The sequence below is a fragment of the Mesorhizobium sp. M0761 genome (genome assembly GCF_040320205.1).
Lineage (GTDB): Bacteria > Pseudomonadota > Alphaproteobacteria > Rhizobiales > Rhizobiaceae > Mesorhizobium.
Window position 1 is genome coordinate 54,764 of the sequence record NZ_JAMYPF010000011.1, and the last position, 13,869, is coordinate 68,632.

General features: G+C 62.1%; 12 protein-coding genes and 1 pseudogene. 7 read left to right on the forward strand and 6 right to left on the reverse strand.

Features of this window, described 5'->3' with window-relative positions:
* Positions 1–104 precede the first annotated feature (104 nt).
* On the forward strand, positions 105–743 hold the full coding sequence (locus NKI32_RS18840; protein ID WP_023744514.1) for a MarR family winged helix-turn-helix transcriptional regulator: 639 nt from the start codon (positions 105–107) through the stop codon (positions 741–743).
* A 74-nt stretch (positions 744–817) separates the two neighbouring features.
* On the opposite strand, the gene NKI32_RS18845 is transcribed toward NKI32_RS18840, so the two are convergent.
* The 5 genes and pseudogenes from NKI32_RS18845 to NKI32_RS18865 all read right to left on the reverse strand — a co-directional run bounded on the left by NKI32_RS18845 (position 818) and on the right by NKI32_RS18865 (position 5,749).
* Entirely contained in the window at positions 818–2,020 is a 1,203-nt protein-coding gene (locus NKI32_RS18845; protein ID WP_023817858.1) for a mandelate racemase/muconate lactonizing enzyme family protein, read from the reverse strand.
* A gap of 8 nt (positions 2,021–2,028) precedes the next feature.
* Positions 2,029–2,355, reverse strand: a complete 327-nt coding sequence (locus NKI32_RS18850) for an NIPSNAP family protein (protein ID WP_023817857.1) — start codon at positions 2,353–2,355, stop codon at positions 2,029–2,031.
* Positions 2,356–2,401: 46 nt separating this feature from the next.
* Positions 2,402–3,761, reverse strand: a pseudogene (locus tag NKI32_RS18855) (mandelate racemase/muconate lactonizing enzyme family protein).
* A gap of 56 nt (positions 3,762–3,817) precedes the next feature.
* The gene (locus NKI32_RS18860; RefSeq protein WP_023729476.1) at positions 3,818–4,984 is read right to left on the reverse strand and encodes a mandelate racemase/muconate lactonizing enzyme family protein; all 1,167 of its coding nucleotides are present in this window, start codon (positions 4,982–4,984) and stop codon (positions 3,818–3,820) included.
* A 54-nt stretch (positions 4,985–5,038) separates the two neighbouring features.
* The gene (locus NKI32_RS18865; protein WP_023817855.1) at positions 5,039–5,749 is read right to left on the reverse strand and encodes a GntR family transcriptional regulator; all 711 of its coding nucleotides are present in this window, start codon (positions 5,747–5,749) and stop codon (positions 5,039–5,041) included.
* Between the two features lie 205 nt (positions 5,750–5,954).
* Between NKI32_RS18865 and NKI32_RS18870 the strand changes: the two genes are divergently transcribed.
* The 6 genes from NKI32_RS18870 (at position 5,955) to NKI32_RS18895 (ending at position 12,545) form a co-directional block, all read left to right on the forward strand.
* Complete coding sequence (locus tag NKI32_RS18870; protein WP_023712166.1) at positions 5,955–7,433, forward strand: ABC transporter substrate-binding protein; 1,479 nt, start codon at positions 5,955–5,957, stop codon at positions 7,431–7,433.
* An 81-nt stretch (positions 7,434–7,514) separates the two neighbouring features.
* Complete coding sequence (locus tag NKI32_RS18875) at positions 7,515–8,474, forward strand: carbohydrate ABC transporter permease (protein WP_023681191.1); 960 nt, start codon at positions 7,515–7,517, stop codon at positions 8,472–8,474.
* Positions 8,471–9,361: a carbohydrate ABC transporter permease gene (locus NKI32_RS18880; RefSeq protein ID WP_023714612.1), complete on the forward strand. Its 891-nt coding sequence runs from the start codon at positions 8,471–8,473 to the stop codon at positions 9,359–9,361. The genes NKI32_RS18875 and NKI32_RS18880 overlap by 4 nt, the downstream gene beginning before the upstream one ends.
* 124 nt (positions 9,362–9,485) lie before the next feature.
* Positions 9,486–10,583, forward strand: a complete 1,098-nt coding sequence (locus NKI32_RS18885) for an ABC transporter ATP-binding protein (protein ID WP_023729480.1) — start codon at positions 9,486–9,488, stop codon at positions 10,581–10,583.
* 31 nt (positions 10,584–10,614) lie between these two features.
* Positions 10,615–11,778 carry a mandelate racemase/muconate lactonizing enzyme family protein gene (locus NKI32_RS18890; RefSeq protein ID WP_023729481.1) on the forward strand — a complete coding sequence of 388 codons (1,164 nt, stop codon included), beginning with the start codon at positions 10,615–10,617 and terminating at the stop codon, positions 11,776–11,778.
* Between the two features lie 23 nt (positions 11,779–11,801).
* Entirely contained in the window at positions 11,802–12,545 is a 744-nt protein-coding gene (locus NKI32_RS18895) for a ribonuclease activity regulator RraA (RefSeq protein WP_353003158.1), read from the forward strand.
* Between the two features lie 83 nt (positions 12,546–12,628).
* Here the strand turns inward: NKI32_RS18895 and NKI32_RS18900 are convergent, their stop codons facing one another.
* Positions 12,629–13,765: a DUF930 domain-containing protein gene (locus tag NKI32_RS18900; protein WP_352985516.1), complete on the reverse strand. Its 1,137-nt coding sequence runs from the start codon at positions 13,763–13,765 to the stop codon at positions 12,629–12,631.
* Positions 13,766–13,869: the final 104 nt, after the last annotated feature.

The following is a 13,869-nucleotide window of genomic DNA, read 5'->3' on the forward strand; positions in this document are numbered from 1 at the left end:
AACTTGGGGCGCGATTTATGTGCCCACAGCCGAGAGGTGTCAACCAGATATGTGCGCTCAGCATATAATTGACATCAGCATATATTCTTGCTAACGCGCTATGGATGAGCAGCAACGCATCCAGCAGTCCGGACCGATTTCCATCCCTGTTCCAGACGCGCGGCGATCGGGACCTCGCCGGTCTGGCGCGCGGCAGCGGCCTGTCCGAACCGGCGGCCGAGGCCGTGGCCGCCATCGATGCGGTAATGAGCAAGGTGCGCCGCTCGATCCAGCGCCGCGACTTCGGCCGCATGATCCTGGCGCGCGTAGACCCTTCGCTGGAAGTGAGCCATCTCGATGCGATCAGCGCCATCGCGAACAATCCGGTTTTCAGCGCTACCCAGCAGGATGAGGTGACGGTTGGCGTCATCGCCGAGCGCCTCGAGATCGATCCGTCGCGCGCCAGCCGCATCGCGGCCGACCTCGTCGAACGCGGCTATGCCTGCCGTGTCGCATCGCAACGCGATGCCCGCCGCATCTGCCTCAAACTCACCGCCAAGGGTGAGCGCCTCGTGGCGGCGGTGCGCCAGACCAAATGGCGGATTTTCGCCGGATCGCTGGCACAGTGGGATGAGCAGGACCTAGTAAGGTTCGCCACCTTGCTGGAACGCTTCGCCGGTTGGGCCATGGACGAAGCCGGGATGAAAAGATCCGCCGAGGCCGTCAAGCAGTTGATGGACGAGATGCTGCCCGAAACGAAATAGGCGGCACGGCGTGGACGCTCACCCATGTGTGCGAGCCGTTCGATAGCCCTTGACGCTCAGGTCGCGTCGGATCGTTATCGGTCGAAGAAACCGGCGTCCTCTGCCGCGAGATACTTCTTCGCCGCCTTGGCGTCGATGTCGAGGCCCAGTCCCGGAGCTTCGAGCAGGTCCACCATGCTATCCCTGACGATCTGCCCCTTGGGCAGGCCGACGACGATGTCCTCCCACCAGGGGTCGGAGGCGCTGGGATATTCGAAGGCGATGTAGTTGGCCGGCAGCGTGGCGCAGACATTGATCAGCGCGCCGAGGCCCAGCAGACCGTTCGCCGTGCCGTGCGGCGCCATCATGATCGAGTGCATATAGGCATGCTCGGCCACCCATTTGAGCTCGGCGATACCGCCGATGTCGGCGGGATCCGGGCCGATGACGCGCACCGCCTGTGTTTCGATCAGTTCCTTGAAATTATGGCGCAGATAAATCTGTTCGCCCGTATGGATCGGGGTGGACGTCGATGTCGTGAGTTCACGGTAGGCCTGTGGATTGACCCATGGCACATAGTCTCCGGTCAGCATATCCTCCAGCCACATCAGATTGTACTTTTCCACGGCCCGCGCGAAGCGGATGGCGTCGGGCAGGAACCAGCCGGGGCCGCAATCCAGCGCCAGCGAGACCTTGTCGCCAAGCACCTCCTTCATGGCGATGACGCAGTCGATCATATGCGCCATGCCGCGCTCGCTGATCTGCCCCTGGTCCATCGCGCCGTGATAGGTCGGCGGCTGACGCACGCCGTAGTGGAAGCCGGGGACGCTGGTCTTCATGTTGGAATGAAAGCTGATGCCTTGCTTGACCATGAAGAAAGCTTCCGGCCGCTCCATCATCCATTTGACGTCGGCCGCGTAATCCTCCGGCCTGTCGCCGGTGCGCTTCTTGCGGATGGAGCCGTTGTAGACCCGCACCTTGTCGCGCACCTTGCCGCCGAGCAGCTTGTAGACCGGGACGCCGGCGGCCTTGCCGGCGATGTCCCACAGCGCATGCTCTATGGCGCTGACGGCGGCGCCGTAGGGCTTGAACGAGCCGCGCTGCCGGATCTTCAGCATCACGCGTTCGACATCCGTCGGGTCCTCGCCGATCAGCGCGTCGCGGAAATGCAGCACCCAGGGTTTCAGATAAGGCTTGGTGTACTCGACCTCGCCGAGGCCATGGAGGCCTTCGTCGGTGACGATGCGCACGATGGGGTGCCTGCCGATGACGGCGCACCTGAGATCGGTGATCTTCATGATGTCCTCTATTTCACCGACGAGAAGGCGGTTGGCGCGAGAAACTGGCTGGAAATATTGGCCAGGATCGGGCCATCGCGCTCGGACTCGTCGCGGGCCTCGAGCCATGCCGGATCGGTGGTGAAGGCCTTCCATCTCACTTCGCGCTCGGCAAGGGATTCCCAGGCGACGAAATAGGTCAGTCGATTGCTGTTTTCGCCGACCACCGTGGTGAAGAACCCGGCATGGCGGATGCCGTGTCTATCCCACAGCGCCAAGGTATGGTCGTTGAAACGCTTGAGCAGCGTCGGCAGCCGGCCCGGCACGCAGTCGTAAATGCGAAGTTCGTAGATCATGGTCCATCCTTCTGTTCACTCTCCCTCCGAGGAGAGAAGTGTAGAGTCAGCTCCAGGTGCGGTCCCAGGAGTATTCGTCGTCCCAGTGATCGGTCGGTTGCCAGATGCCGGTGACGCCGGGCTGCAGGTGCTGGCTGATCACTTCGTCGACGATGGCGTCGATGCCCAGACCAGGCTTGTCGGGCACGGTGATGAAGCCGTCCTTGACCAGCGGCTTGGGCAGGCCGGTGACGATATCGTCCCACCAGTCGACTTCGACGCTGTGATATTCGAGCGCCATGAAGTTTTCCGTCGCCACCGCGACATGCGCGGCGGCCATTGCCGCGATCGGGCTTTCCGCCATGTGAATGGCCATGGCGACGCCATGCTCCTGCGCCGCGTCGCCGATCTTCTTGGTCTCGAGAATGCCGCCGGTGGTCAGCAGATCCGGATGGATGACCGAGATGCCGGCGTTGAGCAGCGGCTCGAAGCCTTCCTTGAGGTAGATGTCCTCACCCGTGCAGATCGGCACCGAGGTCGCCTGCTGCAACTGCCGATACTGCTCGGTGTACTGCCAGGGGATCACGTCCTCGAGCCAGGCCGGTGCGTATTTCTCGATCCGCCGGGCCAGACGGATGCCGTCCTGCAGCGAGGATGTGGCCGACATGGTCGATGGCGAGCGGAACCTCGTAGCCGATCACCTCGCGGACCTCGTGGATATATTGGTCGAGCAGGTCGATGCCCTTTTCGGTGAAGTGGAGGCCGGTGAAGGGATGCGGCACGTTTTGCGCGTCATAGGCGGCATTACGCGCCCGGCGCTCGTCCAGCGTGCGTGCCGGGCCGCGAGCGGGATGGCTGCGGAAACCGTCGAGCACGCCGGCTGGCGCCACCACCGCGCCGGGAATGTGGGAGATCTGCGCCAGCCCGAGATCCATCTTGAGGAAGGTGAAACCGAGATCCATCCGCGCCTTGAGCCGCTTTCCGGTCTCGGTGCCGCTGGGCTTGTCCGCGTCGGTGTCGCAATAGACACGCACCTTGTCGCGAAACCGTCCTCCCAGCATCTGGTAGATCGGCACGCCGTACGCCTTGCCGGCGAGGTCCCAAAGCGCGATCTCGACTGCCGAGACTCCGCCACCTTGCCGTCCATGGCCGCCAAATTGTTTGATGCGGCGGAACAGCCGGTCGACGTCGCAAGGGTTCTCGCCCAGCAACCGGCTCTTCAGCATCAGCGCATAGGTCGCGCTGGCGCCGTCGCGCACTTCGCCCAGGCCGACAATGCCCTGGTTGGTGTAGATCTTGACCAGCGCGGAGGTGAACGGCGCGCCGACGATCTCGGCAACGCGCAGGTCGGTGATGCGCAGGTCGCTCGGCCTGGAGTTCGTATTTACCCGATTGAGCGCCTCGCCGGCGCTACCCGTCTTTGCCATGGCTTATCCTCGTTCTGATTGGTGGCGCCCCGCACCCCCGGCCTGCATAAGCGTTGCTAGCCAAGCTCTATCTCGTGGGCCTGCAGGTAGTCTCGGTTCATCTCGACACCGAGACCCGGCTTCGACGCCAGCTTGAGGCTGCCGTTCGAGACATCGAGTGGCTCGTCGATGAGGTGATTATATTTGTCCAGGTTCCACTCCGACGTTTCGAGCTTGTAGAAGTTGGGAACCGTCATCATCACCTGCGCTCCCGCAACCACATTGATCGGTCCCGCGGCGTCATGGGGCGAGACCGGGATGTAGTAGGCTTCGCACAGGGCGGAAATCTTCTTCAGTTCGGTAATGCCGCCGGTCCAGGTAACGTCCGGCATGATGTAGTCCGCAAGCCTGTTCTCGAGCACCGGCACGAAATCCCATTTGGTGTGGCCGCGCTCGCCCCACGAGATGGCGGCACTGACCTTCTCACGCACTTGCTTGAGGGCATTGAGGCTTTCGGGCGGGCATGGCTCCTCGAACCAGTCGATCTGGCCGGCTTCCTCGAGGCTTCGGCAGAGGCGAATGGCGGTGGGGACGTCGAAGCGGCCATGCGCGTCGATGAGAATGTCGACATCGGGCCCCGCCGTTTCACGGATCAAAGCCGTCAGTTCGGCAGCCTCGCGCTCGTCCTTGCGGGTCATGCTGCCATCGAGGTAGCCGTCCCGCTGTTCGCGCGCCAAGCCATCGGCGGTGCGGCCCTGGTGGGGGAAAGGATCGAACTTCAGCCCGGTGTGTCCGGATTCGACGATGTCTCGAATTTCGCGGACCACAGCCTCCTTGCTGGTAAACTTGGCCTGGTTGGGGTGGGTATAGAGCGCGATTTCATCGCGTACCGGTCCGCCCAGCAGCTCGTAGATCGGCTTGCCGAGAACTTTGCCGCGAATGTCCCAGAGCGCTATGTCGATAGCACTCACGCATTCGACCGCGGCGCCGCGGCTGCCCATATAGGTGAAGCTGCGGAAAATCTTGTGCCAGAGATGCTCGATGCGCGCCGGATCCTCACCTGTGACGGCAACACCGATCTGCCGCAGGATCGTGCACAGCGCGCGGTTGGCGAGCCTTGTGGTGGTGGTGATTTCCCCCCAGCCACTCACCCCTTCGTCGGTCGTCACCTCGACGAACAGGAACTCTCCCCAATAGGAAGCATCGGACTTGATCAGCCACGGCCGAACGCTCGTGATTTTCATCTCTCAACTACCTCTGTCTGATGGCCGGACCAATGATTTTCTGGGCTGGAAGTTCTATCCGGCCCGAGCGGCGTTGCGCGCACGCATCTGTTCGAGAACGTGCCGGCCGGAACCCTCGACATGGCGGGCAATGAGTTCGGCCGCCTCGTCGGCATTTCCGGATTTGATATGCGCGATGAGCTCGCGGTGTTCACGCATGATGGCGGCCCGCCGCGCGAGCGTGAAATTGAAACGGCGGCTCACGGCTCGCAGCACTTCGCGATGCTTCCACCAAAGCTCGGCGGCATGGCGGTTGTAGTGGCGCTGGTACATTACGGTGTGGAAGGCGGTATCCAGTTCACTGTGCCGCAATGTGTCGGTGAAGTTGTTCTCTTCGATCAGAGCCTGGATGCGTTCGAGTTCGGCGATGTCCTCGCCGGTCGCCATGTTCACGAACCATCGCGTCAGGGCCGGCTCGATCAGGACTCCGATCTCGTAGATATCCCGGACAAAATCCTGGTCTATGGGCCGGACGCGCGCGCCACGGTTGGCGACAAAGGTGACGAAGCCCTCCCCTCGCAACAGCTGCAGCGCCTCGCGTACGGGGTTGGTCGAGGTGCCGTGACGCCGGGCGAGATCGGTGACCACAAGCCGTTCGTTGGCGGCGAGCCGTCCCTCGATGATGTCTTCCCGGATCAGCTCATAAAGCGAGGCGCCCTCGCTGGACGCCCCGATGGGATCAATCCCCACGGGTGGCTCTGCTTTGAAATCACTTGTTTCGGCCAAAGCCGGCTCCCCCGATTAGTACATCGCATGCTCGATATCATACACGCGTTTTGCAAACAATGTACGATCGGGTGCGTTGACAGGCAATCCACGATCTGAAAACGTACCAGATGATCGAAGGGATACATTGAGCAGAAGGACGCATCCCGCACGGTCGGACGAGCCCCTTGGCGCACAGCGGCATGGGAGAATCTGGGAGGATACTATGACGAGGATTACACTCGGCGGTGCCGTCCTGCGCGGCACTGTCGCCACTGCTTTGATGGCGTCGCTCATGTCGGGATCGGCGCTGGGTTCGCCGCCGGTCGATTTGAGCAAGTGGTCGCCGGAATATGTGCGCTCCATCGCCGGCACACAGGATTTCGACACGGCCGCCGATTGCGGCAAGGTCACTCCGCTCGACTACAAGGGGCGACTGACGTTCTGGTATCAGGGTGTGTTCGAGGGCGACCCCGATCTCCTGCGCCAGTACTACAAGGATTTCTTCGAAACCTTCCGCAAGACCTATCCGAACATCCAGCTCGAGGATCAGGCCCTCACCTACAACGACCTTCTCGACAAATTCCGCACGGCGCTGCTCGGCAATGCGGCGCCGATGGCGGTCCGCCTGCAAATCCTGGGCGGAACCGAGTTCGCCTCGAAGGGTTATCTGCAGCCGCTCAAGCCGGAAGATGTGGGCTATCCCACGGAGGATTTCTGGCCCGGCGCCATGAAGGCGGTAACCTGGGATGGCGTGACCTACGGCATTCCCACCAACAATGAGACGATGGCGTTCATCTGGAACGCCGACATCTTCAAGCGTGCGGGCCTCGATCCGGACAAGGCTCCGGCGACCTGGGACGACGTCGTCAAATATTCCAAGCAGATCCATGACAAGCTCGGCATTGCCGGCTACGGCCTCGTGGCGCGAAAGAACGCCGGCAACACGCCGTACCGCTTCATGCCGCAACTATGGGCCTATGGCGGCGGTGTCTTCGACGAAGCCTCCGCGAACCCGACCTATAAGGAGGTCGAGCTCAATAGCCCGCAGAGCAAGGCGGCGTTGCAAGCCTCCTACGACATGTATGTTCGCGACAAGTCGGTTCCGGTTTCGGCCCTCACCAACCAGCAGGCCGATAACCAGCCCCTGTTCGTCGCCGGCCAACTCGGCATGATGGTCTCGCACCCGTCCGACTATAACGTCATGCTCGACCTGCAGAAGAAGGCAACGGGCGCCGACAAGGAGAAGGCGCAGACCGTCATCGACAACATGCGCTACGGCCTGATCCCGACCGGCCCCGACGGCAAGCGCGCCGTCGTGTTTGGCGGCTCGAACATTCACATCCTGAAGCCCGAATATGTCGAGGGCGGCAAGGTGGACGAGCCGGCTGCAAAGGCCATCATCTGCATGTGGACGAGCCCTGAATGGTCGCTGAAGATGGCGTATGCCGGCTCGAACCCGGGCAACCTCAACGGCTTCAAGACCAAATGGATGAAGGAACGTCTGGACAACATCAAGTTCCTCGATGTCACCACCTCGATGTTGCCATACGGCATTCCGTTCCCGGCGCTGCCGCAATCCCCCGAGATCATGAATATCATCGTCCCGGACATGCTGCAGAACGCCCTGACCGGAGCGATGACCGTCGACCAGGCAGCGGACGACGCGGCCGAGAAGGTGAAGAACCTGATGGACGGACTCTAGTCCGGGCCTGACCTGCGATCCGACCGGCTGCGCCGATAGTGCGTGCAGCCGGTTTGCTCCGAACAACAAGGGCACGCCATCGTGACGATCGTGACCGGCAAGGCCGAGGCTCGCCGAAGATTGCAACCCGGTAGCTCCGGGGTGCTGCGGAATATTTGGGAGCATCGCGCCGACTACGCTTACGTGCTTCCAGCGATCGCCGTGATGCTCATCGTCATCGCCTATCCGATCTACTACACGGTCGAGCTGTCGTTCTTTAAAACGCCGCCTGGCCTGCAGCTCCGCGACAAGACCTTTATCGGATTGGACAACTACACGGCCATCCTCACCAGTCAGGTGTTCTGGAAAGTCACCTTGAACACCCTGATCTGGACGATTGCATCCACCTTCGTTGCCTTTGCCTTGGGATTTGCCGCTGCGCTGGCCCTCCACCGCGAGTTTATCGGCCGGGGTGTCCTGCGCGCTATCCTGATCATTCCCTGGGTCATCAGCGCGGTTGCCGCCTCCTATATCTGGAAGTGGATTTACCATTCGGACTTCGGCATCATCGGCGCGGTGCTGGTCGGCCTCGGATTGGCTGACCGGCCGCCGAACTTCATCGACAACGTCAGCACGGTGCTGCCCTCCTTGATCGTCGTCAACATCTGGCGCGAGTTTCCGTTTGCCATGATCATGATGATGGCCGGTTTGCAGACGGTCCCCGACCAGTTGCTGCGCGCCGCGGAAGTCGACGGGGCCAATGCATGGCAGCGTTTCTGGCACGTCACCTTCCCGCATCTGCGCAACGTCTCCACGGTGACGATCCTGCTGCTCGCAGTGGCCAATTTCAATTCCTTCATCATCCCGTGGATCATGACCGGTGGCGGGCCGTCGAACGCTTCGCACATCTGGATCACCCACATTTATGAGCTCGCTTTCGGCCGGCAGCGATGGGGCGTCGCATCGGCCTATTCGGTACTCCTGTTCCTCATGCTGATGGTGCTGGGCTACTTCTACGTCCGTGCGCTGGCCGGCAACGAGCGCAAAGAGGGGAGCGCATGAGCACGATCGTCGAGACAGTCCCTCGACGTCCGGCCCGGCGCCGCATGCGCATCGACGGATGGCGTTGGGCCGGGCGCATCTTCCTCGTGTTCATGCTGCTTTACACCGCGTTGCCGATGATCTGGATGCTGATCACCTCGATCAAGTCCGGCTTCGCGGCGATGCAGTTCCCGCCGCAATGGTGGCCGGAAGAGCCTACCCTGGCCAGCTACCAAAAGCTGCTGGATCCGCAAAACAGCGTCGGCCAGGACTTCCTGCGTTTTTTCTGGAACAGCCTCTACGTGTCCACGGTCACCACAATCCTTTCGGTGATCGTGGCCGTTCCTGCGGCGTACGCGTTTTCGCGCTTTCGTTTCCCCGGTCGAAACTTCCTGTTCTTCACCGTGCTTTTGCGCAACATGTTCCCGGCGGTGATCTTTCTCGTGCCGCTCTTCATCCTGATGCGCGCGATCGGGCTGGTGAACACGCATGGCTCGCTCATTCTCACCTATCTCACCTTCGGTCTGCCGCTGGCGATCTGGCTGCTCAAGGGCTTTTACGACAACATTCCGGTGCAGCTCGAGCAGGCGGCGCGGATCGATGGGGCGACCCGGTTCCAGGCCTTCATCCTGATCGTGATGCCTCTCTCGACGCCCGGAATCATCGCCACAGCTATCTATTCCTTCATTGGCGCCTGGAACGAGTACATCTATGCCTACACCTTCCTTTCCAAGAACGAGCAGTTGACCCTGCCGGTCGGCATACAGCGTTTCTTCTCGGAGAATACGACGGACTTTCCGGGCCTGATGGCGGCCAGCTTCATGATGAGCGTGCCCGTCGTGGTGCTGTTCCTCCTCCTGCAACGATACTTCGTACGCGCCCTTACAGAAGGCGCGGTCAAACACTAGAGCCGGATGATTTCAGGTCTGTTCGACCTCAAATCTGAATCCGCCTCTAAATCAAAGAGATAGAGCATGATGTCGTCCGAAAACCGCTTCACACTTTTCGGCATCATGCCGTAGGGAGTTGCCGATGGCCCACGTGGTCCTGAGAGATCTCGTCAAGACCTATGGCGGCTTCAAAGCTGTCAACGACGTTTCGCTGACGGTCAATGACGGCGAGTTCGTTGCGCTCGTCGGCCCTTCGGGCTGCGGCAAGACAACCACGCTCAATCTTGTCGCGGGATTGATCCCGGTCACATCGGGCGACATCGTCATCGGCGACCGCGTGGTCAACGACCTCGACCCCAAGGACCGGGACATCGCGATGGTGTTCCAGAACTACGCGCTCTACCCGCAGAAATCGGTCTACAAGAACCTGGCGTTCCCGCTGCAGATGCGCAAGCTGCCCAGGGACGAGATCGACAGGAAGGTCAAGGAAGCGGCGCGCGTGCTCGACATGACGCACCTGCTCGAGCGCAAGCCGCGCGAACTTTCAGGCGGGCAGCAGCAACGTGTCGCCTTGGGGCGCGCCCTCGTCCGCGACCCTGCCGTTTTCCTCATGGACGAGCCGCTCTCCAACCTCGACGCCAAACTGCGCGTCCAGATGCGCTCGGAGATCAAGCGCTTCCACCAGGACCTCAAGGCGACCATCATCTATGTCACGCACGACCAGCTCGAAGCCGTGACCATGGCCGACAAGATGGCGGTGATGAACGGCGGCTACCTGTTGCAATACGATTCTCCGGCGCAGGTCTTTGCCCATCCGGTGAACATGTTCGTCGCCAGCTTCATCGGCAGCCCGGCGATGAGCCTTGTTCCACTGGAGGCATCGACAGCAAACGGCAACACTGCGTTGACCGGCGCGGAGGGCTGGAGCCTTGAGCTCTCGCCGCTCAACGCCCGGAAGGTTGCGGGGGCAACGTCGAGGAAAGTCGTGCTCGGCGCACGTCACTCGACCATCAGGCTGCACAAGAGCGCGGTGCCAGGCAGCGTCCCGGCCAAGGCCTATACAGTGGAGCCGACCGGAGACGTCACCTTTGTGCAGGCGTTGCTGTCAGGCGCCATCGTCAACATCAGCGTGTCCCCCAACATCGCGGTCGCACCTGACGAGCAGATCTGGCTCGAGTTCGACCAGGAGCGGCTGCATTTGTTCGATGGCGAAACTGAACTGGCCCTCAAGGCCGGCTGAGACAAGACGGGGTTCATTGGGAACGTTGGGGATGGCTGAAAAGCTCAAGATCACCGCGATCAAACCCTATCCTGTGTGGGTTGGAACGCGCAATCAGATGCTCGTCAAGATCGAGACCGACCAAGGCGTCTTCGGCTGGGGCGAGAGCGGCTTGAGCGGGCGCGAAAAGGCCGTTGCCGGCGCGGTCGAGCATTATCGCGAGTTTCTCATCGGCCGCGACCCGATGCAGATCGGGCGGATCTGGCAGGAGACATATCGCAGCCAGTACTTCGAAGGCGGGCGCGTTCTGCAGGCGGCGATTTCCGCCATCGACGTCGCCCTGCACGACATCAAGGGCAAGGCGCTGGGGGTGCCTGTCTACGAACTGCTGGGCGGCAAGCAGCGCGACCGCATCCCCACCTTCGCCTCGACCGGAGACGAGGCCGAGGGCGACGTCGCCATCGAACGAGCCCGGGAGCTGCGCGCACGGGGGTGGCAGGCGATCCGCTTCTTCCCCGCAGGGCAAAGCAGCAGGGACATCTTCGAACCCCGCGAGTCGATCGGCGCTACCGCGAGCATGCTGAACAAGGCGCGCGAGGCGCTTGGCGACGACGTCGTTCTCGGCATCGACTATCATCATCGGCTGTCGGTGGCAGAGGCGGCGAGCTTCTGCAACAAACTCGGCCGCGGCGTGCTGGATTTCCTCGAGGAGCCGATACGAGACGAGACACCTGAAGCCTACGAATCCCTGCGCAGGATGACCGACATTCCCTTTGCCATCGGCGAGGAATTTGCCAGCAAGTGGCAGTTCCTGCCCTACATCGAGCGCGGCATCCATCAGTTCAACCGTCTCGATGTCTGCAATGTCGGCGGGCTCACCGAGGCGATGAAAGTCGCCGGCTGGAGCGAGGCGCACTATGTCGACCTGATGCCGCACAATCCGCTTGGTCCGGTGTGCACGGCCGCGACCCTGCATCTCGCCGCCGCCGTACCCAACTTCGCGTGGCTCGAGACCAGGGAACCCGAGACGAAGCTGGGCTTCGACAATTCCGACTTCTTCCCCGTGCAGCCACGGCTCGACGGTCCCGACTATCCGGTCAGCGACCTGCCGGGCCTCGGCGTCGAGGTCAACGAAGCGGCGGTCCAGGCGGAGGCTTTTCGTTTCTGGGAAGCGCCTCACCTCAGGCGCCGCGACGGGTCTGTTACGAACTGGTAGTCCCCTTTTATCCGGAGTCCACAATGACGCATACCCCTGACATCACGCGACCGCCCAAAGACCTCATTGACGCCCTGAGGGAAACCGGCGCCGCGACGGTTGCCGGCACGCTAGGCCACATGGGTTTCCGCAATCCGCACATGGTCGGTCCGGTGGCGCAGAACCATGGGAAGTCGATCGTCGGGCCGGCGCTGACGCTGCAGTTCCTGCCGCAGCGGCCGGACCTCTTCAGCGAGGGAGAATACGCCGACCCGGAAACGCAACTGCACCGGCACGTGCTCTACCACGCGCAGGAAGGCGATGTGGTCGTCGTCGACGCGCGCGGTGACATGAGCTCGGGCGTCTTCGGCGATATGATGTCGACCTACTTCAAGGGCAGAGGCGGCGCGGGCATCGTCATCGATGGATGCATGCGCGACCGGCCGAATGTCGAAAAGCTCGATCTGCCGCTATGGCTGCGCGGCTGGACGCCCAACTACCATGTGCAAACCAGCATCTATCCGAACGCCGTCAACGTTCCGATCGCCTGCGGCGGTGTCACAGTGATCCCTGGCGACATTATCATCGCAGACGACGACGGGGTGGTAGTGCTTCCCGTCGCAATGGCCGCAAAGGTGATCGAAGAATCCCGGAAGCATCACGATTGGGAAGAGTTCTCGCGAGAGAAGCTGATGCAGGGCGCACCGCTGCAGCGCTACTATCCGCTGCATGACGATGCCCGCGGCGAATATGAGGAGTGGCGCAAGGCCAACCGCCCGGCGGATTGAGATGCAACCACGCGGCACCCAATCACAGCGCCTTGGTGCTACATAAACCAGTCGCCCAGCGCGTGGGCATGATAACGCGCAGGCTATCCCCCCGAATGCTGCCGGCGAAGTTCCTGTTCAAGCTGAGCGCTTTCGGCTGGCGAGGCGGCAGACCCGACACGAGAGTCGAAGGACAACACTCGCGTCGCGTCGGTGTCGACCTCACACCGGAAGCTCACATGGTACCATCCGATCGTTGCGCGAAAGGCCGCATCCGGATCTATAACAATATTGCCCGACTTCAGCGGTCTCATTGGTAGCCACTCGGGAGAAAACTCGGCGCCCTTCAGCTCCTCGGCCAACACGTTGGCGCAAAGTGTGGCAACGCGCTCACCGCGAGACATGCCGTCGGTCGCGGTGGTGCCGAATGCATTGCCGGTAGCGCCGTGCGAGAAGAGCTCGCGGACGCCCGGAAGGCCCGAGTAAGCCCCGGCTGAGGCCACCTCCGTGGAGCTAGGCTTCCTGGCGCCTCCGCCTCCAGGCTTCGAGACCTTTGCAGGGCTGCGCTTCGGCGCGTTTTCGGGCCTGGCCTTCGGCGCCTGGGCCGATGCAGGAAGCTCGATCTCACCATCATCGCCGGGGGTGGCCAACGGCGTCGCGGCTGCCTGCTTGTCAGCATCTTGCGGCTCTTGTTTGTCTGCTCCCTGCTCGCTCGCGTCCTCGGTTGCCTGCTTCTCCTGGGTCGGCTCGGAGGCTGCGGTTGCCGGCTTCTCCTCGGTCTTGGTCGTACCCGCCGGCTCCCCGGAGTCTGGCGACGTGGCGGGTTTGCTCTCGACGTCCTTCGGCTCACCTGGCGGCTTCGTATCCTTGTCCTTGACCGGTGTCGGCGAATTATCCTGCGCGCTGGCTCCATCCAGGGATTTCCTGGGGCCGGTATCCTTGTCGCCGAACTGGAATACAGGTTTCAGCACCTCGAGCGCCGGCGGCTTTTCCGCTACAGGCTTTTCTACTTTCGGTTCCGGTTGCTTTTGCGCTTCAGGCTTTGGAGGCGGCGGGGGCTCAGGCTTCGGCGGTTCGGGTGGCGGGACGAGTGCGACATTGACCGGTTCCTCCTCCTGCGGCTGCTGGGCAGGAACGGGCAGGCCATAGACCAGGAACGCGGTGATGAGCGCATGCAGGACCAGCGATGCGGGCAAGGCCCACAGCAAGGTCCGACGCCGCTCGGATTTCTCGGTCTTCATCCCTCACGATGTGGAGCGAAACTGCGGCGGCATCAAGCGTGGCAACCGTATTGGCGCATTCAGCCGCAGCTCAGCAGTGAGGAGACGACGCCTGATTGCTTCTC